We start from the raw sequence: 23,574 nt of genomic DNA on the forward strand, positions 1-23,574 counted from the left end.
GATTGGACATCCAGGCCGTAGTCGATGTACTCCGTCGGCATCAGCACCAGGTAGGCGGTCAGGTCTTTGCGCGTAAAGGCGTTGATGTAGCCGCCGTGGCGTTCGATGAGATCGTCAAGCTGCTCCTGGGACTTGGTCTTGGTACCGTTGAACAACAGGTGCTCCAGGAAGTGCGTCGCGCCGTTATTGAATTCGTTTTCGTAGCGCGCGCCGGCATTGACGAAAACGATCGAGGTGATCATCGGCGAAGAATGGTTCTCGACGAAGATCGCCTGCAAGCCATTTTCAAAGGTCACCTTGGTTGAAGGCAGCCCCGCCAGCACCGGGAGCGCAGTCAGAAACATGAAGGCCAGCACGGCCAGGGTCATTGAGCGCAGATTCACTTGTCTCTCCTTGAGTTAGAGCATCGCTATCGGACAAAATCAACCCCGCCGGTCGCCTTGAGTCAAGTGGATATTCCGGCTGACCCTTGAGTGTCGTAGCAGACCTCCAAATGTGATTTCGCCGCCCTTGACATTGGATTGTTGGCGACTGTTATTAGAGCCGAGATGTGTAACTGCGCCCGGTTGGGGCGCATCCAACCCAGAAAGGTAGGTTAGACCCTATGGCCGGCGACGGTAAAGCCAAAGCGCTCGATGCGGCGCTGTCACAGATAGAAAAACAATTCGGCAAGGGCTCGATCATGCGACTCGGCGCGCTCGGTGCGATCGAACCGATCCCGGTGATTTCGACCGGTTCGCTCACCCTGGATCTGGCGCTCGGGATCGGCGGTGTTCCGCGCGGGCGCGTGATCGAACTCTATGGCCCGGAATCCTCCGGCAAGACGACCCTCGCCCTGCACATCATCGCGCAGGCTCAGAAGGCCGGTGGGACGGTGGCGTTTATCGATGCTGAGCATGCGCTCGATGCCGCTTATGCCAAGAAGCTCGGCGTCGACACCGACAACATGCTCATCTCCCAGCCCGATACCGGCGAACAGGCGCTGGAAATTACCGAGACCCTGGTGCGCTCGGGCGCGGTTGACTGCATTGTCATCGACTCGGTCGCGGCGCTGGTACCCAAGGCCGAGATCGACGGCGAAATGGGCGATTCGCACATGGGCTTGCAGGCGCGGCTGATGTCGCAGGCACTGCGCAAACTCACCGGTACGGTCTCCAAGTCGAAGACCTGCGTCGTCTTCATCAACCAGATTCGCATGAAAATCGGCGTCATGTTCGGCAATCCCGAAACCACGACCGGCGGCAATGCGCTCAAGTTCTATTCCTCGGTGCGCATGGATATCCGCCGCATTTCCTCGTTGAAAGAGGGCGATGAAGTGATCGGCAGCCGCGTGCGCGTGCGCGTGGTCAAGAACAAGGTGGCGCCGCCGTTCAAGGAGGCCGAGTTCGACATCATGTTCGGCACCGGCATCAACTACGAGGGCGAATTGCTCGATATCGGCACGACGCTGAATTTGATCCAGAAGAGCGGGACCTGGTTCTCTTACGGCGACGAACGCATGGGTCAGGGCCGCGAAAACGCGCGGGCGTTCCTGATCAACAACCCGGATATCAAGGAGAAACTCAAAGCTTCGATCCTCGAGAAAGTCGGGTTGGCCAGCAACGGGCATAAAGAGGAGTAGTCTCTTTCGAGCGACACATGTGATCGCCTGCTCTTGAGTGGTGAATGAATCTGGGTCGGGGACAAGCCCCGCCCCTTCGCGATCGAATCGCATATGGGGGCAAAGAGTACCTTTGAACTTCTGCGTTTCTGACCGTTTCTCCTAAACTCCTGCAAACTCTGACCGATACACTCATTGAGAGTTAGCAATCGGATTTACCCAGGTAATCCAGCGGATCGGAAAGCGAGAATCGGATTCATGCTCAATCGGGCGGAAATCATCCAAGCCGTCGTCAATGCACTAAACGCGCGCACCTATCTGGAAATCGGCGTAGCTCACGCGGAGACGCTTCTGCGCGTTCGCGCCGCCACCCGCATCGGTATCGATCCGGCTCGCCCCTCGCCAAATATCGTTCATGCCGCCACCGGCGTGCTCAGCGACGCTCTGAACTTCCCCGGTGCGCGCTTCGTGCTCGATGTCGGTGTGAATGCCGCCGACTCGTTCATGACCGTCACCAATCTCAATCCTCCCGGTCCGCGAAGCCAGCAAAGTCTCAAGTACTTCCAAATGACTTCAGATGAGTTCTTCGAGCAACACGCCCGCGAAGTCATCGCACATCGCGGAATCGATGTTGCTTTCGTCGATGGACTCCACGAATGGCGCCAGGCCGTCCGCGATGTCGAAAACTGTCTGCAATATCTCAATGATGGCGGCGTCATCGTCATGCACGACTGCTCGCCCAATCGCGCGATTGTCGCGACGCCGTATTCTGAACTCGAACAAGCGCGCAAGCTGCCTGAATGGGATGGCACCTGGACTGGCGACGTTGATCGCGCCGTCCTGTGGCTGCGCTCGCAGCGCTGCGACCTGGAGGTGCAAGTGCTCGATTGCGATTGGGGGGTCGGCCTCGTCCGCCGTGCAGAGACTCGGAAGCCACTTCAGCTCGACCCAAATCGCATCTCATCATTCAGCTACACCGAATTGGCTGCCAATCGCCGCGAACTGCTGAATCTGCGAGCCCCGGAAACGCTTGCCGAATTTGTCTGCGAGCTCTCCCCGATTGGCACAGCCGAGCCAGCCGCATTGTAGGTCAGGATCCCTGCGATCCTGACACTTTGCTTGACATTTCTGACCTCACTTCAGATCACGCTTGGCTTTCGTAACACGTTTGGTACATTAGTTCCCGATCTCATCACAAACACCGCCTAGAAGAGTAGGGAGGAATCATGGCGACTCTTGTAATCGGGGGTACCGGTCGAGTTGGAAGTCTGATCGTTTCGAATTTGTTGGATCGCGGCGAGGCTGTTGCTTTACTCACGCGCTCGGCCGAGCGGGCTGCCACGGCGCCGGCCGGTGCGCAGGCGGTTGTCGGCAACCTCGCCGATCCACCAAGTCTGCAGGGGATCTTCTCCGGCTGCGACAGGCTAATGCTGATCACGGCCTCGCATCCTGACGAAACCGTGCATGGACAGAATGCCGTACGCGCGGCCAAGAAGGCCGGCGTGCGGAAGATCGTATATTCATCTGTGATCATGCCTCCCGGTTCGCAGGTGATCCCGAATTTCGCCGCCAAGATCCCAATCGAGACAGCGGTGCGTGAATCGGGTGTCCCCTTCACGATCCTGCGCCCGAGCAGCTTTTTCCAGAACGATCTATGGTACCAAGACGCGATGCTGCAGTTTGGCGTCTACCCGCAGCCGATCGGCCCGCTCGGATTACCGCGCATTGACATCCGCGACATCGCTGATGGCGCAGTCAACGCGCTGCTGAGCACCAAGCTCGACGGCAAGACGATCCATCTCTGCTGCCCCGACATCCTGAATGGCAAAGACACCGCGCGCATCTGGAGCGAGCATCTCAAAACCGAAATCAATTACATGGGTGATGATCTTGATCAATGGGGGCAGGCGGCCGCGCAGTTCATGCCGGGGTGGATGGTGCATGATCTCAAGATTATGTATGGGTTCTTCCAGAAGAACCAGTTCAAGATCGAAGCACGAGAAGCTGCGGATGCAGAATCAGCCATCGGTCACTCGCCACGGCGTTATCCGGATTTCGTCACCGAAACGGCAGCAGTCTGGAGAGCTGGTCGATAGCCAACAGCCAATGTGGACAGTTTGCTGGTTCATCATGACACACGTCCGGCTATTTGATTGACTGGTACAGGCTTCAAAAACAGGAGAATGTCGACCAGCGGTAACTTACGTTGCCTCAAGGAGCTACAGTTCTGGAAATGACGGAGCGACTTTGTCGTTATTAGGCAATTTTTTTTGCGTGCGTGAAAGAAAAACCCTTGCGTTCGTGACTGACACCGTATTAATTCCGGTCGCCTTACGATAAGGGTAAGGCACCCCTTTTAAGCTTTTGGGGGGAGAGGTATCGCGTATCCTCAGAGTTTCCTAGCCCCCTCTCTGAGGTCGACTTCTTCCCCCTTTTTTATTCCCCACTCTCTGAATCCGCCGACCTCTCCGGCTGTTGTATTCAATTAACATTATAGGCACCGGCACTGTCAGATCTTGTCAGTTTGAATTCAGGTTTTTTCGAAATTCTGAATTTTTCTCAAAGAACCTCCAGATCAATGATGTTGCCTATTGGAATCGCCCCCTGGAGACTTCCTGCCGTATCCTGCACCAGCCAGCCCCGTTCGAAGCGCAGTGTCGGTCGCTCGATTTCGGTGACCGTCTTGCCGGAATCAAAGCCGGAGTACTCGAGGCGCACCTTGCGCCCCAGACGCTGGGCATACTCCACCAGAGTGATGATGACATGGCTGCGGAGCTGATCGCCATCGCTGCGGTCAAGAATACCCTCGAGCACCTTCAGCATAGCGCGCTGTTCCTCTGGCGGTACGAAACTCTCCAGTTTCACGCGGACACGCTTGATCAGATCGAGTGAACGCGGACTGATCGAGAATTCCAGGACGTTCAGCGCCAGGACCAGGAGCGCGGCTTCTGCAGGAACCAGTTGCGAAAACCGCGCTGCATGATTGAGCAAGCGATAGGTCCGACTGAGCCGATCATAGTAGATCGGGAGACCAATCTTCTCGAGTGCATTGATATAACGAAAAGCGGTTCGCGGCGTCACCTTGCACTCTCGTTCAATCACCTCGATGCTGATGCCGTGGCGGTACATCAACAAGTAGACCAGTAGCAACAGGTTCTCCGATTTTGACAAGTCGAGCCCTCCTTTCGCTTAGAAGATGAAACTCAGGATCAGGTTGACGACTTCAAAGATGCCGGAATCGCTTGACCCGTCATCGAGCACTATTGTGGTTTCCGGCCCGGTCGTGTCGGCTGGCAGACAGGTTGGGCAGCTTGGGGACGTCTCGCCACCAAGCAGGGTAGGCATTGTTAATGCCGACGCCGCCACAACGGCCAAAACTGTCAAGCGACACCAAGTCCACGATTTTTGAACAGATACTTCGCGCGTTTTCACGGCTCCTCCACCGAGAGATGTTCACACAGTCCCCGGCAGAAGCCATTGTCACGCGACGTGCCACGTGATGACGCACCTTCGAAGTTCTATAACTTATTGTTGAATAATATCTTACATGAAGCGTCCCCTTTTTCTGGGAGGGCCGGTCTCCGAGAAAATTGCCAAAAACGACGTAAAAGACGGCTGCGAACTTTCTAACTTACTGTTTGACAACGCATTAAGAAGTTGCCGTTTTCGGCAAGTTTACCAGAGAAAAACGGCAAGAATGAGGGCTTAACGCGGGTTGTCTGGATCGATGCCGTGTTTCTTGAGACGGCGCCGGAATGTTGAAAGGGAAAGGCCCAGTTCGCGAGCGGCCGCGGACTGGTTGAGTTTGTGCTTCTTGAGCACTCGAATCAGCTCGTCGCGTTCGACCTGCTCCCATGATCGCTGGAAATTGCTCGGAGCAACAGCCGCGGCGCCGACGATGTCGGTTCCCAACATCTCCGGTCGAACCGGTCCGGCCGGAAAGAGGCCGATGATCCGCTCGACGGTTCGAATCAACTCGCGGACATTGCCGGGCCAGGAGTATTGCAGACACTTCTTTAATGCTGCGGCAGTCAGGTGATATCCCCTGCCGGGCGCCATGACTTCGAAATAGTGAGCAAAGAGAAGTTCGATGTCATCCTCGCGTTCGCGCAGCGGCGGTATGCGCAGATCGAAGGCACGGATCCGGTGGTAGAAGTCGAGACGGAAGCGTTGCTCTTGGACCATGGCCGCGAGGTCGCGGTTGGTTGCGGCGATCAAGCGGATGTCGATGCTGATCGGCCGATTGCTGCCGACGACGGTAAAGTCCTTCTTGTCCAGTACGCGCAGGAGAGTCGCCTGGGCCTCCAGCGGCAGGTCGCCAATTTCATCGAGGAATAGCGTCCCGCCGTCGGCAGACTGAAGCTTGCCCTCTCGCGGTATCACGCCGGTCGCGGCACCGCGAGCCACCCCAAACAACTCACTCTGCAGCATGTCGCCATGCAGATTTGCGCAATTGACCGTTATGATCGGGCCGTCGGAATAGGGCGAATGCTGGTGTAGCAGGTTGGCGATAATCTCCTTGCCGGTTCCGCTTTCGCCGTAAAGCAGTACTGGTGCCCCGGAGCGGGCGATCAGCGGCACTTCGCCCAATAGCTTCTGAACAGTGGCGTTTCTCGAGATGAATTCGGCGGAGGCCCCGCGCGCGGCGGCAGCCGCGAGGAACTCCTGCTGTTGTTTCTGGACAGTGCGCAGATTGCGGGCATGGGCCAGGACGGCGCCGGCGAAGTTGGCGATCGCTTCGATAATCCGTCGCTCTTCGTCGTGGAAAATGCCGGGTACGCTATGATGGTCGAGATACAGCACGCCGGCGACGCGGCCATCGGCAATGAGCGGCACGCAGGCAATCGACAGAATGTTGTGCTGCAGAATGCTGGCGCGACTGGCGGTCCGCGCGTCGCGAGAAGCGTCATCGACGAACAGGGGCTCATTGCTTTCAAAAGTTGTGCGCATCACCGAACGGCTGACGGCAAGGATGTCCTCCAAGCTGTCGTCGTCGCAATCGATCACCGCCTCGACCCGCAGATTTCCGCCGCCTTCGATCGCCACCAGAATCGCCCCGCGTTCCGCCCCGGTTTCGGTAATGCAAAATTCGAGCAATTTCTGAACGACCGTGCGATAATCCGAGATTGAACGGAAGACCGTGGAGACAGCCAGCAGCGCGTCACTGGCGGTCTTGCCGGCAGTTCCTTCCCTTAGCGCCTCCAGTTGACCCCGGCAAGATTCAATCAGATCCTGGTTCATCATTTGCACGGCGATTCGGTGCGTCTCTTCAAGGTAGCGCCGCTCAATGTGGGGCCGTCCTTCGCGTTGATAGTGCGCCGCCAAATCCCGGCAGATGCGGAATGCCGGCCAGAGGAAACCGCCGCTGCGATAGCGGGCCAGCGCCAGTTTCAACGCCGTCAGCCGTGATTGCTCCGGCAAGAGCGGACGAATGCCCAGCGCACGCAAGTGGGTTAAGACGGCACCGGCCAGCACAGCGCCGGAGTTTTCCAGAAACTCGTCGAACGCCGGGCGGTCGGCAACCAAAGTCCGCACGGTCGCGGCAGTACCCTCCGCCAGCAGGTGAAAGAGGGCGTAGCAGGCCAGGAAGTGATTGCCGTTGGTTTCATGTTCGCGAAAGATGGCGGCCAGAGCGTCAGTCTGGTCGCCTGAGCCTTCTTCGGTCCCGGCAAGGGCGTTGAGTAGCTGGACGTCAAGCTTTTCGACCGCAGAACCGGTCTTCCCGCTCAGACGCGCTATTTCGGCCGCCAGAGCAAGGGTCTGCCGGTGATCCCCACGGAGAAGGTAAACATAGCCAAGATAGTAGTAAGTCTGACAGCGATAGTAGTTCGGAAACGTTTTGTCGTCGAGCCTTCTTGCCGTTTCGAGGTCCTTGAGTGCCCGTGCAAACTGACCGCTCCGCAATCCCAACCAACCAGAAAGGGAGAAGAAGCGGGCCACTGCTCCTACGTCGGAGCGCTGGCGCGCAATAGCCAACAGCCGCGTCAGCGTCTGCTCGGCGCGCTCAAAGTCGCCCAGGAGGACATAACACATCAGTGTGCCGTCCTCGGCGATCGCTGCCATCCCCAACTCGCGTCGAAACATGGGATGTTGTCGAATCTGGTTGATCAGGTCCAGGGCCGCCCGATAGTTCCCGGCATCAGACCGGGCACGCGCAAGGTTGATCATCAGCGGGACGTAGGCAATATCCGTCGGTTCCGCATATTCTCTGAGTGCGGTCGTCAAGAGGTCGTCTGCTTCCTTTCCACGGCCCAGAACCGACAGAAAACTGCCGCAACCGTTGGCCAGGTAGCCCAGGGAGCTGCGCAGTTGAACGCGTCGGGCGAAGTCGATGATCCGGTTCATGCGCGCCAAAGCCGCGGGAGTGCGGCCGTATTGCGCCAGGCGCCAGACCTGCCTTTCCAGAATGCGGAGACGATGCGCCAATAGGCCATGTTTCCGCGCCAGCGCATAACCGCGCCGGAGTGCTTCACCCTGCTCGCGAACGCTGGACTGGATAGCAAATCCGTCCGCCAGATTGCGCAGTATGAGCACGCGTTTCGGCGGTGAGAGCAGATTTCTTTCTGCCAAGACACGATAAATCTGGCTGCTCTCGCTCGCGAATCCCGCCATGCGCAGCACCTGTGCGTGCTTCATGCGCAGACTGTCCAACTGCGCCGGTGTCCACCACTCCATCCGCTCCAGCAGTTTTGCCATAAGTCGCACGGCTGCCAGGTACTGCCCGCGCAATCGCGTTCGCAATGCTGATGCCAGTAGCGACCGGCGGTCGGGCTCCTTTTCCGCCGACGTCGAAGTTAGCCGATCCAGCGCGCGCAATTGCTCGGACAGCGGTGCAGCAATCTGCCAGAATCGCGCCACGCGCGTGATTCGTGCCGTCATCAGCAAGTCGCGCAGCACCCGGAACGCATGGAGCGGACGCTGCTGGTGGGCCGTGTCAGCTGCGCGGAGGAGATCGGGATGCAAGCCAAACGTCTGGCTCGCGCGCTCGACAAAATCGTAGATCAAATCCGGCGAGTCCAACGGCCGCGCAAAGCGACGCAGTCGCGTGCGGATGAGGCAACGCAGTAGCTTCAACTCGTAACCAGCGAGGTCGAAATCTGCCAACACCGGTTGCAGGGCCCGGCCCAAATGCGCCGGCCGTTCGCTGTGTTGCGGCGCAAGCAGCGACGTGATCAGCGGCGCAAGATTGCGGCAGTTGTCGTGAAGTTCGGATGCGACCAGATTCGGGAACGCTTCTGCGCCGGAGACGGCGGCCATCAATTGCGCCCGCGCTTGTTCCGGTTCGTCCTGGGTCAGCAAGAGCAGCATCGCTCCCAGCGAATAGAAGTCGGATTGCGGCAGCACGATTTCGTCGCGCAAGATTTCCGGCGCAATGTGCAGCGGCGATCCAAAGATCTTGGCCCGCGGCGCGGTGGCAATCGGCGTCAGGAAGTCCAGGTCGGTGACGAGCACCCGCCGGTGCCCTCCGACGTGCTGTACCAAGATGTTTTCCGCCTTCAGGTCGCAGTGAACATAGCCCATCTGATGGATAAACTCAAGCGCGCCGGCAATCTGTTCCAGCATTCGAGCGGCGTCAGTGCAGAACACCGCGGCCGTCAGGGGTGCGGCGATTTCCGGCGGAAAATAAGGGTAAACCAGATGGACGCGATCGTCCTCTTCGTACAGGTCGATTGGTGCCAACAAGTGTGGGTGACGCCAGCCGCGGGCGACGTCGTAGCTGTCGCGCAGACGACGATTCAGCTCGGACCGATCGGCAGCATCGGCCCGGGGGCGCTTGACCAGAACCGGCCAACGATAGTGTGCATCGCGGCGGACGAACGACTCAAACAGTGTTCGTTTGTCGAGCGGTTCGTCAGGTCCGCTTCCCTTTACTTCGCGAGACATTTAACAGATCCGTTAGCAAAAATCAGAACAGACTCTGTCTCAAGATAAGGCTGAGGCTGCAGATAACAAGGGGGAAGTGAACTGAAAATTGATCGTACTGCCGAAGAGCGAATCATCACGATCCGCGGCTGGAGCAGAAAACTCATTTATCGCACTTGACGATGGAGCAGAAACTCCATATTATCTGTGTAGGTTCTTTCCTCAGGCACCCCCTTTGTCAACGCAACAACGGTACCGCACCGCCATAGTGTCCCGGCCGCGGCAGCATCTGTGGTCGTGATTTATTCAAATGAAATGGGAGGGTATATGTGTCACCTACATTTCGCGAAGACAATTCGCGGAATCTCTAGTTCGCTGTCGTACTCACTGGTGGCGCTGTGCATTGGCATCGCGCTGTTCTGCTTGCCTCCGGTCGATGTTGCGATCGCTCAAGATTCAAGAGTCAAGGTGCCCGATACGGCGGCCATCGGACCTTTGAGTCGTGAGTTCATCGATCAGCTTCATTCCCGTGATCGCCAGGCCGCGCTGCCGCCGGAAACGCTGGACTCCGCCATTAACGCATACATGGGGCAATCTCACGTTCGCGGCATTCAGGCGCTGATCCTCAAGGGCGACAGCATCGCCTGGTCCCGTAACTACGGCTTCTCGGTCGCCGGCACCTCCGTTGCCGTGGCCGACACCACTGTCTTCATTCTCGCCTCCATTTCCAAGGCCGTGCTGTCGATCGCAATCCTGCAACTGTGGGAGCATGGGCAGCTCGACATCGATGCCGATGTCAGTGATTACCTGCCGTTCGCGGTGGAGAATCCGCTCTTTCCCGATTCTGCAATAACGATTCGTATGATCTTGGCGCACGTGTCGAGTATCGACCGCAACGACGCCAGCTGGGTTCCGGATATTACTTACGGTGGCGATAGCCCGCTTGACCTTGAACAATATCTTGAAAACTACCTCGTGCCTGGCGGCACGACATATCAGACTACCAATTATCTTCCGATTGGACCCGGCACATATCGCCAGTACAGCAATTATGCGTTTTCAGTGCTGGGACTGGTAGTTGAACACGTGACCGGCGATTCATTGCAGCGCTACTGTCGCGATTCGGTCTTTGCGCCGCTGGGAATGAACGAGACCGCCTGGCACTTGGCGAATTTGCGGGTAGGTAACGTCGCGATGCCCACCTACTACAATCAGGGACAATTCTGGTCCTACGGCCATCTGGGTTTGCCGATCTGGCCCTGTGGTCAGCTGCGCACAAGTTCGCAGCAGCTGAGCCGTGTCATGCAAGTATTTCTCAATTATGGGCGTGTCGGCGATATCCGCATCCTCGACAGCCTGACCGTGGTCAAGATGCGCGAGATTCAGTACGCTGGCGTGACAGTGGCGCCCGGGCTGGAGGGGATAGACTGGGGATTGGGTTGGTTCCGTTACGCAGCTGACGTTCCGGGTCAGTATGTCTGGGGCCACGACGGCGGACTGCCGGGAACGCTCACGGCAATGTACTGTCTTCCCGAGGAAGACTTCTCTGTCATCATGTTCATGAATACACGGCCCGCCGATGCCAGTGTTTACGGTCTCATCTGGGATTTTGCGCGGGACACCGATCACGATGGCTTGATCGCCGGCTATGACAATTGCCAGCAAGTGTGGAATGCAGATCAGGTGGACGCAGACGCTGACGGCAACGGCGATGCCTGTGACAATTGCCCGAGTGCTGTCAATCATAGTCAGGATGATCTTGACCTGGATGGTTTGGGTGATGCTTGCGATCCGGACATTGACGCCGACGGGGTCGTAAACGTATCGGACAACTGCGATTATTCCGCAAATCCGGGGCAGGAAGCTTCCGATGCCGACAGTCTCGGTGACGCGTGCGACAACTGCCCGACGATCATAAACGACGACCAGTATGACGAGAACGCCGATGGAACCGGCGACGCCTGCGATGGCTTTGTGCACATCCACATCCAGGATCTTCCCGACACTGCCTGCTGTCTCGAGGAATTCGACTACACGTTCCACGGCGCTGGCGGCAGCGCGCCTTACTCCTGGCAGCTCATCGGCGGTGATATCCCGTTCGGAATGAGTTTCGACGGGGGAATCGCGGCGCGGCTGCATGGGACGCCCAATGTTCTTGGCCAGTACTACTTCACACTGGCTTGTTCCGATGCGAGTCCTACCCCGAAGGCCGATACGGTGAGTATTGTACTGGTAGTGGCGTGGGGGCCATTTCGTTGCGGCGATGCCGATCACAGTGGCGGGATTAGTATTTCCGACGTAGTTTTCCTGATCAACTACATCTTCGCGGGCGGCGCGGTCCCCCTGCCGCCGGGAGCAGGGGATGCCGATTGCAGCGGTTCCACTAATATTTCGGATGCGGTCTACCTGATCAACTACATTTTTGCCGGTGGGCCGCAGCCTTGCGCTGGGTGCCCCTGATTGGATGGGCGTTCCGGGGGTTACTTGTGGCTGTTGCCGTTGATCGCGCCCTCAACCGTCTTCCAGGCGAGGAGTGCACATTTGACTCGCACCGGGAACTTGGTGACGCCCTGGAAGGCGACGGCGTCAGAGTAGTTTTCGCACCGTTCGCAAGCCTCGCCGCGCAGCATGTTGTTGAAATCGTCCAGTACGATCTTTGCCTCTTCCAGGTTCTTGCCGATCAGCGACTCAGTCATCACCGAGGCGGAGGCAATGGAGATTGAGCAGCCTTTGCCCTCAAAATGAACGTCGGCGATCACGCCGTCCTTGACGTTGAGGTAGATCGTGATCTCGTCGCCGCAGACCGGATTCTTGCCTTCAACGACGATATCGGACTTTTCCGGCTTGCCGTAATTACGCGGATGATTGTAGTGATCGACGATGACGTCGCGGTAGAGATCATCTAACTGCATGCTTCAGATACCGCTCGCACTCGACGAGCGCCTCTAAGAGAATATCGATCTCTTCTTTCGAATTGTAAAGGTAAAAACTGGCTCGCGCGGTCGATATTACGCCCAGTTTGCCCATCAGTGGCTGGGCGCAATGGTGGCCGGCACGAATCGCGATATTGTAGAAATCGAGCATCGAGCCGATGTCGTGGGAGTGCAAGTCTTTGTAATTGAAGGAAAACACGGCCCCACGGTTGGCCGGCGAATGGGGTCCGTACACCTCCATGCCGTCGGTATTTAGTAAACGCCGGAGCACGTACTCCGTGGTCTCGCGCTCATGCATGATGAGATTGACCAGCCCCACCGCATTGATATACTCAATCGCCTTGCCGAACCCGATCACTCCCGCCATGTTCGGCGTCCCGGCCTCGAATTTGTACGGCAAGCCGTTGGAGGTGAAGCGGTCGTAAAAAACCGATTCGATCATATCGCCGCCGCCCTGCCAGGGAAGCATCTTATCGGCAAGGTCGCGCTTCATGTAGAGCACGCCAACGCCGGAGGGGCCAAGCATTTTGTGCGATGAAAAGGCAAGAAAATCACAGTCGATGAATTGCACATTGATGCCGGTATGCGGTACCATCTGCGCGCCGTCAACCAGAAACAACGAGCCGTTGTCATGCGCCAATTTGCCGATCGCCTTCAGATCAGGCATCGTACCGAGCACATTTGACATCCCCGTGATCGCGACCAGCCGGACGCGCGAATTCAACTTGGTGGCTAGATCATCCAGGTCAAGCCGCCAGTCCTTGGTGGAGCGGACATATACGATTTCGATCCCGATGCGATCACGCAGCATCAGCCACGGCACCAGATTCGAATGATGCTCAAACTCCGAAATGAGCACTTGATCGCCGGCCCGGAACTGACTCTCACCGTAACAGCTCGCAACGATGTTGATCGCCTCCGTCGTGCCCCGGGTGTAGACGATTTCCGTCGGCGAAGCGGCATTGATAAATTCCGCAATCAGATTGCGCACGCCTTCGTACTGCGCGGTGGCCATCGCTGAAAGATGGTAAATACCGCGTCGGACCGTGCCGTACTCTTCGCTGTAGAACTTGACTTCAGCGTCGATCACCGATTTCGGCTTATGTGAAGTTGCGGCGGAGTCGAGGTAAGTAAGCGGCCGACCGTTGCGCTCGGTGTGGGCAAAGATCGGGAAGTCAGCTTTAATCTTCGCGATGTCGAGTGGCATGGATCCTTCTTCACGCCCGCGGCGGCAAGAGAGCCTTCACGAGTCGAAAATCACACGGAATCAGTCTCGTCCGCGCCCCACCGATAGAGCAGAGCATCAAGGCGGCGTGCAAACCCGTTCTGCAACAACTCGGACTTGATGCGGGGCGTCACTTGGGCGATGAATCCGTCCGCCAACAGCACCTTGCCAGTCAGATAGTCAATGCCGCGGGAACGCAGGTAGAACATTTCCAGGTCCGACACTTTGGTCGTCGTGGCACCGTGCGTGCACCGAACGTCATTGGCGCCGATCTCGAGCTTCGGCGAGCTGTTGACTGCACAACCTTTGTTCAAGATCAGGTTGCGGTTCTTCTGGTAAGCATCGGAACGCTGTGCGTCGCGGGCGATCGTGATCTTGCCGAGGTAGTTCGAAGACGACTGGCCCGACAGCGTTCCGATGTAGAACAAGTCGGAATTGGTGTTACCAACTTGATGGTCCTGGTGCGTCAGGAGATTGAAATTCTCGCGACGGCGGCCAAGGTACACGCCGTTGACCAGCGCCCGCGCGCCCGGACCGGCGAACTTGATATCGATCTCGGTTTGGTGGACCAGGCCGCCCGAGGCGATCGTTGCCAACTCCAGCATGCTGTCACGCTCCAGGTGAATGCGCACGGTGGTGACGCTGCTGAGCTGTTCGCTCAGGTGCTGTGTCAGAAGCAGATTCAGATGACTGCCGGCGCCGACCACGACGTCGAGCGTGCCGTTGGTGAGACCAGAGGCCGCCGGATCGGCATCGATATCCCACACCAGGCTGCCGCGCGAGTTGGACTCCAATTGCGCCACTGTCGCGAACGCGGTTAGCTTGTTCGCGCCGTTCAGGCGCGTGTATATCTGGCGCGGATTCGACTCAGCCGTGTCTTTCTGGATATGCAGGTAGGCCCCGGCGGACAGGAAAGCGTGGGCGAACTGCGCGAATTTGCGCTCGAGAAAACTCTTCTGGAAGAATTCCAGCAGCGCGGTGAACTTCTCCGGCTCGCGTTCATGCGCTTCGGCAAACGATCCGAAGAAGATGTTCTTGGCGGGGTCGTGCTCGACGCCGGCGACATGATACTCTTCCGGCAGCAAGTTGACGTTGTCCAGGCCGGTCGCCAGCATTGTTGTCGGAGAGCCGTCGCCATGCGGCAACCAGGTAGCAATCGCCGGCTGCAGGCCGTCCAGTTTCAGCGCCCGGAAATTGACATACTTGAAATCTTCATCGCGATTGCTTGGGGTCGTCGCTGCCAGCGCCCGTTCAAAGCTGGTACGCCGCCAGCCACCGATTCCGTCACGGCCGTTGAGGCCGCGAATGAAGTTGCCGAAGTATTCCTCCGACCACGGTGCGAAGAGATCAGCTTTCTCTTTGGACTTGATGACGACAGTCATTATCCGACCGACCCTTCCATTTCCAGCTCGATCAGCCGGTTCATCTCGACCGCGTACTCCATCGGTAATTGCTTCACGATCGGCTCGATGAAGCCGTTGACGATCATCATCGAAGCTTGCTCTTCCGAAAGGCCGCGGGTCATGAGGTAGAACAACTGTGTCTCCGAAATCTTGGAGACCGAAGCTTCATGGCTGATCGAGACATCTTCCTCGTCGATCTCCATATAGGGATAGGTGTCGGTGCGCGAGTGCTCATCCAGCAGCAGCGCGTCGCACTCAACGTTTGACTTCACGCCGGTGCAGCCCTTGGCCACTTTAACCAGACCGCGGTACGAAGACCGCCCCGAGCCCTTCGAGATCGACTTCGAAATAATCGAGGAGGAAGTGTTTTTTGCGAAGTGTGAGACTTTGGCGCCGGCATCCTGATGCTGGCCGTCGGCGGCGAACGCTACCGAAAGCACCTCGCCCTTGGCGCCTTCGCCCATTAACTGAATCGCGGGGTATTTCATCGTCAGTTTGGAGCCAATGTTGCCGTCAACCCATTCCATCGTTGCACCGTCCCAGGCCTGCGCGCGCTTGGTGACGAGATTGTACACATTCTTCGACCAGTTCTGAATGGTTGTGTAACGGCAACGGCCATTACGCTTGACGATGATTTCTACCACGGCTGAATGTAGCGAGTCTGTCGAATAGACCGGCGCGGTACAGCCTTCGACGTAGTGCACCCACGCGCCTTCATCGACGATGATCAAAGTCCGCTCGAATTGCCCCATGTTCTCGGTGTTGATACGAAAATACGCCTGTAGCGGAATCTCGACGCTGACACCCTTCGGGACGTAGATAAACGACCCTCCGGACCAGACCGCCGAGTTCAGAGCTGCGAACTTGTTGTCGTTGTATGGAATCACCGTTCCGAAATGCTCTTTGAAGATATCCTCGTGCTGTCTCAGTCCCGAATCGGTATCGAGGAAAATCACGCCGAGCTTGGCCCAAGTTTCCTGCAGGTTGTGATAAACCACTTCCGATTCGTATTGCGCGCCGACGCCGGCCAAATACTTCTTCTCAGCTTCGGGAATTCCCAGACGATCAAAGGTCTTCTTGATGTCTTCCGGCACTTCGTCCCAGGACCGCCCCTGGCGGTCGGACGGTTTGACGTAATAGTGAATATTCTGGAAGTCGATCGTATTGAGCAATCCGCCGCCGCCCCACTGCGGCATTGGCCGCTGCAGGAAGTGGTCGAGCGCTTTCAAGCGAAAATCGGTCATCCAACCGGGCTCATTCTTCATCTCCGAGATCATGGTCACGATCTCGCGGTTGAGCCCTTTGCCGGATTTGAACGAGTACTTCTCCGGGTCGCGAAAACCGTACTTGTACTCGCCGAGGTTCAGGTTATCTGCGGGCTTCTGGTCGGCCATGCTATGCCTCCGCTGTCACTTTCTCGCCGACGATCCAGCCGTATCCGCGCTCCTCTAGTTCCAGCGCCAACTCCGGGCCACCGGTCTTGATGATTCGCCCGCCCGCCATGATATGTACGAATTGCGGCTTGATGTAATTCAGCAGCCGCTGATAGTGCGTGATCATGACCACCGCCATATTCGGATTCATCAGCTTGTTGACCCCTTCGGCTACGGCTTTGAGCGCGTCGATATCCAGCCCCGAATCGGTCTCATCCAGCAGTGCCACCTGCGGCTCCAACACCGCCATTTGCAGGATTTCCGCCCGCTTCTTCTCGCCGCCGGAAAACCCGTCGTTGAGGTAGCGGTTGGCGAACGACTCGTCGATCCCCAGCATTTGCAGCTTTGATTTCAAAAAGCCCCAGAATTTCAGGACATTCACCTTCTTGTTGCCGTCTTCGCCCTTGTGTGAGTTGTATGCCGTGCGCAGAAAGTTCTGCAGCGTTACCCCCGGCACTTCGACCGGGTACTGAAACGCCAGAAATAGACCGGCTTTGGCGCGCTCATCGACTTCCATCTCAAAGATGTTCTTACCGTTTAACAATACTTCACCGCCGGTGACGGTGTATTCGGGATGTCCCATCACGGCGTAGCAGAGCGTGGACTTGCCGGAACCGTTTGGGCCCATAATCGCATGAACTTCCCCGGAATTGACCTGCAGGGACAGCCCATTTATGATCTGCTTGCCCTCGATGGCAACGCCCAGATTCTTGATTTCCAGCAGCGGTGGTTGACTCGACATTAGTGCCTCATATTACAGTCAGAAATTCCATCCACAATATTGACCAATCTGGTCAGAAATGATTTCCCAAGTAGTACGCCCGCGTCATGGGGGCTATTTGTCGAATCCGTAGCGACTTAAAACGGTTGCGCCCGAAGCAACAAATGTCCGAGCATAGCAAATCGGCGACGGCAGGGCAAGGCCGCAAGTCGATGTTGTCCGGAATCGACTTAATCTGGGACAGTTTTGGCCAAGCGGTACATGGCTTTACCTCTTTCTGCACATAAATTTAACAGGAAATACGCCAGTTTTCGTATTGACACCCCACTTTAAACCTTTATATTCGCGTTGATGGGAACGAGGGGGACTGTACTTATTTGTACCTGTCACTCATAAGCACAATTCTATTCGAGACAAGTTTGCTTTGAAGAAGAATTATCTCGTCTTCGCAAAGAACCTAAACTCATTAACCTTTTACGGAGGCTCTATGTTACCAAAGCCCCTGGCTGCTCGCTTCACGATTGGGCTCGTGATTCTGGCAGCGATCTTTCTGATGACGGGGACGGCCTTCGGCCAGAACAATTCGACAAATAACTATTTTCGAATTGTCTGTCCGACGAACGTCACCGATCTGACCCCGGGGACGTTTATCGACGTGCCGGTGTACATCGCCAACTCGGCGGCACTCGGCGGTTTTTCCTACGGGTTCAACTACAACAGCGATTTCATTGAAATCGACTCGGTCATTACGGGACCGGCCCTGGTGACCGGCGGTTTCGGCCAGTTCTTGACTAACAAGAACACGACGAACAACACTCTTTTGGTTGGCTGGATCAACTTTGTACCGGCTCTGCCGCTGGTACCACACCCAGTCGGTGCCGGCGAAGCTGTAGCATTCACTCTGCGTTTCAAAATCCAGCCGGGTGCCACCGACGCAACCGTCAACATTGACACCACCTTCGTTCCGCCGGCCGGATTCTTGACTTTCTCGCTGGCAGCGGGCGGCGATGTCGCTCCCGGCTACGTTGATTGTGGCGCGGGCGACATTATCCTTGGCAGCGGCGGCGGACCGACTAATCAGCCGCCGGTGGCAATCTGCCAGCCAATCACCGTGGCGGCCGGTGCCGGCTGCACGGCTCCGGCTAACGTCGACAACGGCTCGAACGATCCCGATGCCGGCGACGAAATCACTCTGACCCAGGTACCGCCTGGACCCTATCCGCTGGGGGTTACCAATGTCATGCTGATCGTTTCTGACGGAGAACTCGCCGATACCTGCGAAACCACCGTTACGGTAAACGATGTTACCGATCCGGTCGTGACCTGCCCCGCCAACATCACGGTCGGCAACGATGCCGGCGTGTGTGGCGCGGTCGTCAACTTCACGCCGACGGCGACCGACAATTGCGACGGCTCTGTGACGATCAGTGCCGTTCCGCCGTCCGGTTCAGTTTTCCCGGTGGGCGTGACCAATGTCACGGTGACGGCGACCGACGATTCCGGCAACGATGCTACTTGTCAGTTTACGGTTACGGTAAATGATACCCAGAACCCGGTAGCGATCTGCCCGGGTGACATCGACGTCGTGATCCCGTTCGGCCAGACCGAAGCCATCGTGAACTTCCTTGTTAGCGCTACCGACAATTGCGCCGGCGCGACGGCAGTGGCCGTTCCGGCCTCCGGCAGCGCGTTCCCGATCGGTACCACGACGGTCAATGTGACCGCGACCGACGGCGCCGGCAACACCGGCTTCTGCAGCTTCAACGTTAACGTGACGGTCGGCAATGCCGCACCGGTGGTTTCCGACATTCCGGATCAAACCATCGATCAGGGCCAGCAGTTTGCCCAGATCAACCTGGACGACTACGTTACGGACCCCGACAACGCGGACAATGAACTCACCTGGACTGTCCAGCAATTCAAGAGCCGCGGTACGATCACGGTCACAATCGATGAGAATCGCATTGCGACCATCATGATCGACGACTTCACCGGTTCGGCCGTCTTTACTTTCCGCGCCACCGATCCGGATGGTGCGTTTGACGAAGATCAGGCCACCTTTACGGTCAACGCGCTGGTCAATGATCCGCCGGTTGTCTCCGACATCCCGGATCAGACGATTTTGAGCGGCCAGAACTTTGCCACGATCGATCTGGATAACTACGTTACCGATCCGGACAACGCCGATAACGAACTGACCTGGTCGTTCAGCGGTAATACGCTGCTCACCGTGGTTATCGACACCGGCAATGTCGCCATCGTGACCTATCCGGGCGGCTTTATCGGTTCCGAAACGATCACGTTTACCGCGACCGATCCGGGCGCCCTGTTTGACTCCGATGCGGCGACCTTTACTGTCAACGAAGTTCTCTTCCCGGATTTCAACGTTGATGCAACTCCGGAAATCGTGAACGTTGCGGGCGGAGCTGCTTCCCCGTTCTCGTTCAATGTTGAAGTGCAGCCGATCGATGGCTTCACCGGCGCCGTCAGCCTGGCGGTCAGCGGCTTGCCGGCCGGCGCGACCGGTGACTTCTCAATCAACCCGGTCGAGATTACCGGTCCGGCTGTCAGCAGCACGTTCAGCGGCACGATCAGCGCCGAGACGCCTCCCGGAACCTACGATGTGGTCTTCCTGGGTACGGAAGTTTCTCGCGCCGGTGTGCATGCTGACACGGTGCAGTTGGTAGTCGAGGGCTGCGCTGAGATTCCATTCGTCGTTGTCAGTGATGATTACTTCGAATTGCTGGCCGAGGAAGGCACCAGCCCGCTCGATCAGCTGGTCTACATCACCAATGGCGCGACCTGCGGCACTCTGTATTGGACCACCGCGGTTGACCAGCCGTGGGTGACTGTCGACCCGACCTCCGGTGACGTTGAAGGCGGCGCGACTCCAGGTGATGCGATGAACATCTTGTTCAACACGGCCTCCCTGGCGCCGGGCAACTATATGGCTTATATCAACGTCATGCCGGTCGTGTTGCGTCCGCGCGCAAACGCTGACGAGGGTGTCCAGATCACCATCGATCTGACCATTACCCCCAAGCCGATTTCAGATGATACCGTGTATGTCGGCAATGTGACTGGCTACGCCGGCACTGATGTGGCCGTTCCGCTTACTTTCCGAAACTATGAAGAGCTGGCCGGTATGTCCGCCGGATTGACTTGGGATTCCCCCGATGTCACACTCGACTCGGTTTCGTATGCTGGTTCGCGGGTGGATTACATCGGCACCAAGATCACAACCATCAATAATGTGAATCGCACGCTGGCCCTGGGCGTCCTGCGCATCCCGCCGGAGCCGCTTGTTGCGACCGGCAGCGGTTTGTGGGGCACTCTGTGGTTCTCGATTGACGGCGGCGCTGCGGCGCAGACCGTGACCATCGACACGACTTTTATTGCCCCCGGCGTTGAACTGCTGTTTAACGACGTGATGGCAAGCTCGATTTATCCGCAGTTTAGCGCAGGTTCAATCGAGATCCAGGTGACGGAAGAGATCTGCATCACTGGAACGGTTGAAGACGGCAGCGGCAGTCCGATTGCCGATGCGATCGTTGAACTGTGGTATGGGGATGCGCTTGAGAATAGCACGACTTCCGGCGCCGACGGCTCGTTCCAGTTCTGCTTCATGACGCCGCCGGCCGATGGCTATTCGTTGCGCGCTTACAAGCCGGGTTACTATCCGGACTTCTTGGGCGGCGTGTCGCTCCCGAGCGACGACAATGTGCTGGCGCTGTCCAACGATGGCGGCGATGTCATCCCGACCTACGAGTGGGTTGACCTCTACTGCCAGGGTGAGGCTCTGGACAACGGCTTGCCGATCCCGGTTGGCTCCGTCGTTGAAGCCTACGATCCGGATGGCGTTCTGTGCGGTCAGTGGACCGTTACTACGCCGGGCACCTTCGGCTTCATGCCGGTCTACGTCGATGACCCGTATTCACCGAGCGTCGACGAAGGCTGCGTAATCGGTGACACCATTACGCTCCTCTACAACGGCGAGCCGGTCGAACTGATTGGCGATCCGTTGGTCTGGACCGGCAACGGTGACCGCTATTCCGCCTGCTTCGAATATCCGGCCACTCCGGATATCGTCACCAAGTGCATCCATTTGGCGGCGGGCTGGAACCTGATCTCCTTCAACGTCGAGCTGCCGACTTCGGAACTCGAAGCGCTGTTTGCCGACGTGTTGGACAACACAGATGTCATTCTCAGCTTCGAGTCGGTCGGCATGACTTACGATCCGGATCTTCCGGACTTCTCGACGCTGTGGGATGTTGATAACTTCCATGGCTACTGGTTCCGTATGGATTCGCCGGATTCGATCTGCGTGACGGGACGTCTGGTTGACGCCACGACTGCGATCGCGCTGGAAAACAACTGGAACCTGGTCAGCTACCTGCCGGAAGATCCGCGTGAAGTGCCGACGGCGCTGACGTCGATCTGGGGCTCGGTGGTCGTCGTCCTGGGTTATGAAGGCGGCGGTCTGAGCTACGATCCGGCGCATCCGGAACTGGCCACCCTCAATGCCATGAAGCCGCTTTTTGGCTACTGGATTAAGACCAACGCTCCGGGCTCGCTTATTTACGATATGCCTCCGACCTTCGCGCGTACGGATGCGACGTATACTGCGGCGAGCTACGTGCCGCGTGTCAAGACCAGCAATACCTGGGTCAACTTGTACGGCCAGAACGTCCGCCTGAACGGGCAGGCGCTCCCGGCCGGCACCGTGATCGAGGCTTACAACGAGGCCGGCGCGCTGGTGGGCGAGTACACCGTCCGTCAGAATGGCAAGTTCGGCTTCATGCCGGTCTATGGTCCGGACAACTTCTCTGCCAACAATGATGCGATTGCCAACTCCGGCAAGATCAACTTCAAGGTCAACGGGGAAGAAGCGGCCGAATCGATCCAGTGGACCAACAACGGCGACCGCGTTGCGATCTCTGAGTTCACGACGATCAACAAGGGCGGCGTCCTGCCGACCTCGTTCAGCCTGAACCAGAACTACCCGAACCCGTTCAACCCGGAAACCTCGATTGAGTACACCGTGGCGAGCGCGGCTCAGGTTGAAATCGCGATTTACAACGTTCTGGGCGCGAAGATCAAGACCCTGGTAAGCGAATATCAGCCGGCCGGTTCCTACCAAGTGAAGTGGCATGGCGATGACGCTACCGGCAATACCGTCGCGTCGGGTGTCTACTTCTACAAGATGACTGCCGGTAGCTTTACCGAAGTCAAGAAGATGACGCTGCTGAAGTAGTCTCGTAGGTCAGGGTCGGCAACGATCCTGACTTGCTCTGAAAACACCAACGCCCCCGGGAGATTCTCGGGGGCGTTTTGATTTTGGGGGGACTGATTAGACTTCGTGGCTAATCGACGATAAACAACCTCGCTCCCTCTGCTGTCACCGACCGGTGCGCTATCGCCCCGTCGGCAACCTGATAACTCATCCCCGGCGTCAGCGTGAACTTGCGCCCGTCTCTGAGTTCAGTAATCAACTGACCCTCCAAGACCAGCAACAGGTGTCCCTTCTCGCACCAGTGGTCGGCCACGTAGCCCGGCGAATAATCCACCATCCGCACGCGAATATCGCCGAGCTGAATTGTCCGCCAATATGCCATGCCGCTCTCGCCCTGATGCTCCGTCGCTTCCACCGTGTTCCAATCAATCGCGGCAAACGGAATGTTCTGAAGTTTCATGTTTTACCTCGCTTCTGAGAACCGCTCTACGACTTGGTCGCCCCCAGTGGCAGTACCGAGCGTCCATAAAGTTCGTTCAACACCTGCCCCAGACCCGTGTAGCAGGCTGAAAATCCGCAGATGATTCCCACGACGCCGGCCAGCTTTGTGACGCCGGCATTGTTTAGGGCATCGCCGAGCGCCAACAGCCAGAACAGCAAGGTCAAAGAAGCAAAGACGAACTGTAGCGCGCGACTCAGTTTCAGCGTCCCAATGAACATGATCCCGGTGAACAGTCCCCACATGAACAAGTAGGCAGCCATTGCGCCTTTGGAAGGCGCCGCGCCCCAGCCGAGATTCGGCATCACCAGCAGCGCCACCAGACTCAGCCAGAACAAGCCGTAAGACGTAAACGCCAGGGTGCCGAACGTGTTGCGCTTGCGCCATTCCATAATCCCCGCGATGATCTGTGCCAGGCCACCGTAGAAAATCCCCATCCCCAGTATCATGGTGTCAAGTCCAAACAGCCCGATGTTGTGGACGTTCAGCAGCACCGTGGTCATGCCAAATCCGAGCAGTCCGAGCGGCGCCGGATTCGCGGTGGTGTCTTTGATTTCAGTGGCGGTTTCCGCTGCCAGTTGTGTCATATCTCTTCTCCCGTCAAAGCCAATTACGTCGACATTTCTGTCCGTGATGATCACATAGAATAGGAGATTGCGGCTAC

General features: G+C 57.5%; 16 protein-coding genes. 5 read left to right on the plus strand and 11 right to left on the minus strand.

Features of this window, described 5'->3' with window-relative positions; genetic code table 11:
* The coding region (locus tag IT585_03575) for an insulinase family protein (GenBank protein MCC6962309.1) at positions 1 to 383 on the minus strand (383 nt) is incomplete at its 3' end.
* 221 nt (positions 384 to 604) lie between these two features.
* On the opposite strand from IT585_03575, the gene recA reads away from it, so the two are divergent.
* The 3 genes from recA (at position 605) to IT585_03590 (ending at position 3,696) form a co-directional block, all read left to right on the plus strand.
* Entirely contained in the window at positions 605 to 1,621 is a 1,017-nt protein-coding gene (gene recA, locus IT585_03580; GenBank protein MCC6962310.1) for a recombinase RecA, read from the plus strand.
* Positions 1,622 to 1,858: 237 nt separating this feature from the next.
* A complete protein-coding gene (locus tag IT585_03585) occupies positions 1,859 to 2,689 on the plus strand; it encodes a class I SAM-dependent methyltransferase (protein MCC6962311.1) in 831 nt (276 codons plus the stop codon).
* 137 nt (positions 2,690 to 2,826) lie between these two features.
* Positions 2,827 to 3,696 (plus strand): NmrA family NAD(P)-binding protein, encoded by an 870-nt coding sequence (locus tag IT585_03590; protein MCC6962312.1) that lies wholly within the window; start codon positions 2,827 to 2,829, stop codon positions 3,694 to 3,696.
* Positions 3,697 to 4,159: 463 nt separating this feature from the next.
* Here the strand turns inward: IT585_03590 and IT585_03595 are convergent, their stop codons facing one another.
* The 3 genes from IT585_03595 to IT585_03605 form a co-directional block, all read right to left on the minus strand.
* On the minus strand, positions 4,160 to 4,750 hold the full coding sequence (locus IT585_03595) for a hypothetical protein (protein MCC6962313.1): 591 nt from the start codon (positions 4,748 to 4,750) through the stop codon (positions 4,160 to 4,162).
* Between the two features lie 39 nt (positions 4,751 to 4,789).
* Entirely contained in the window at positions 4,790 to 4,945 is a 156-nt protein-coding gene (locus IT585_03600; protein MCC6962314.1) for a hypothetical protein, read from the minus strand.
* 360 nt (positions 4,946 to 5,305) lie between these two features.
* Complete coding sequence (locus IT585_03605; protein MCC6962315.1) at positions 5,306 to 9,484, minus strand: sigma 54-interacting transcriptional regulator; 4,179 nt, start codon at positions 9,482 to 9,484, stop codon at positions 5,306 to 5,308.
* Between the two features lie 1,497 nt (positions 9,485 to 10,981).
* Between IT585_03605 and IT585_03610 the strand changes: the two genes are divergently transcribed.
* Positions 10,982 to 11,923, plus strand: coding sequence for a thrombospondin type 3 repeat-containing protein (locus IT585_03610; GenBank protein ID MCC6962316.1), 942 nt, complete (start codon positions 10,982 to 10,984; stop codon positions 11,921 to 11,923).
* Positions 11,924 to 11,943: 20 nt separating this feature from the next.
* Here IT585_03610 and IT585_03615 read toward each other — a convergent pair whose 3' ends face one another.
* From IT585_03615 to sufC, 5 genes are read right to left on the minus strand one after another with little or no spacing between them, the layout of a single operon-like run.
* On the minus strand, positions 11,944 to 12,375 hold the full coding sequence (locus IT585_03615) for an SUF system NifU family Fe-S cluster assembly protein (GenBank protein MCC6962317.1): 432 nt from the start codon (positions 12,373 to 12,375) through the stop codon (positions 11,944 to 11,946).
* Positions 12,362 to 13,603, minus strand: coding sequence for a SufS family cysteine desulfurase (locus IT585_03620; GenBank protein MCC6962318.1), 1,242 nt, complete (start codon positions 13,601 to 13,603; stop codon positions 12,362 to 12,364). The genes IT585_03615 and IT585_03620 overlap by 14 nt, the downstream gene beginning before the upstream one ends.
* A 50-nt stretch (positions 13,604 to 13,653) precedes the next feature.
* Positions 13,654 to 15,003 carry a SufD family Fe-S cluster assembly protein gene (locus IT585_03625; protein ID MCC6962319.1) on the minus strand — a complete coding sequence of 450 codons (1,350 nt, stop codon included), beginning with the start codon at positions 15,001 to 15,003 and terminating at the stop codon, positions 13,654 to 13,656.
* On the minus strand, positions 15,003 to 16,418 hold the full coding sequence (sufB, locus tag IT585_03630) for a Fe-S cluster assembly protein SufB (GenBank protein ID MCC6962320.1): 1,416 nt from the start codon (positions 16,416 to 16,418) through the stop codon (positions 15,003 to 15,005). The genes IT585_03625 and sufB overlap by 1 nt, the downstream gene beginning before the upstream one ends.
* 1 nt (position 16,419) lies before the next feature.
* Positions 16,420 to 17,199, minus strand: a complete 780-nt coding sequence (sufC, locus tag IT585_03635) for a Fe-S cluster assembly ATPase SufC (protein ID MCC6962321.1) — start codon at positions 17,197 to 17,199, stop codon at positions 16,420 to 16,422.
* 466 nt (positions 17,200 to 17,665) lie between these two features.
* Here sufC and IT585_03640 point away from each other — a divergent pair, with 466 nt between their 5' ends.
* Positions 17,666 to 22,432 (plus strand): HYR domain-containing protein, encoded by a 4,767-nt coding sequence (locus IT585_03640; GenBank protein MCC6962322.1) that lies wholly within the window; start codon positions 17,666 to 17,668, stop codon positions 22,430 to 22,432.
* Positions 22,433 to 22,541: 109 nt separating this feature from the next.
* Here IT585_03640 and IT585_03645 read toward each other — a convergent pair whose 3' ends face one another.
* Positions 22,542 to 22,871, minus strand: a complete 330-nt coding sequence (locus IT585_03645; protein ID MCC6962323.1) for a DHCW motif cupin fold protein — start codon at positions 22,869 to 22,871, stop codon at positions 22,542 to 22,544.
* A 26-nt stretch (positions 22,872 to 22,897) separates the two neighbouring features.
* Positions 22,898 to 23,497, minus strand: coding sequence for an acetate uptake transporter (locus tag IT585_03650; GenBank protein ID MCC6962324.1), 600 nt, complete (start codon positions 23,495 to 23,497; stop codon positions 22,898 to 22,900).
* Positions 23,498 to 23,574 lie beyond the last annotated feature (77 nt).

This window comes from Candidatus Zixiibacteriota bacterium (assembly GCA_020853795.1).
GTDB lineage: Bacteria > Zixibacteria > MSB-5A5 > CAIYYT01 > CAIYYT01 > JADJGC01.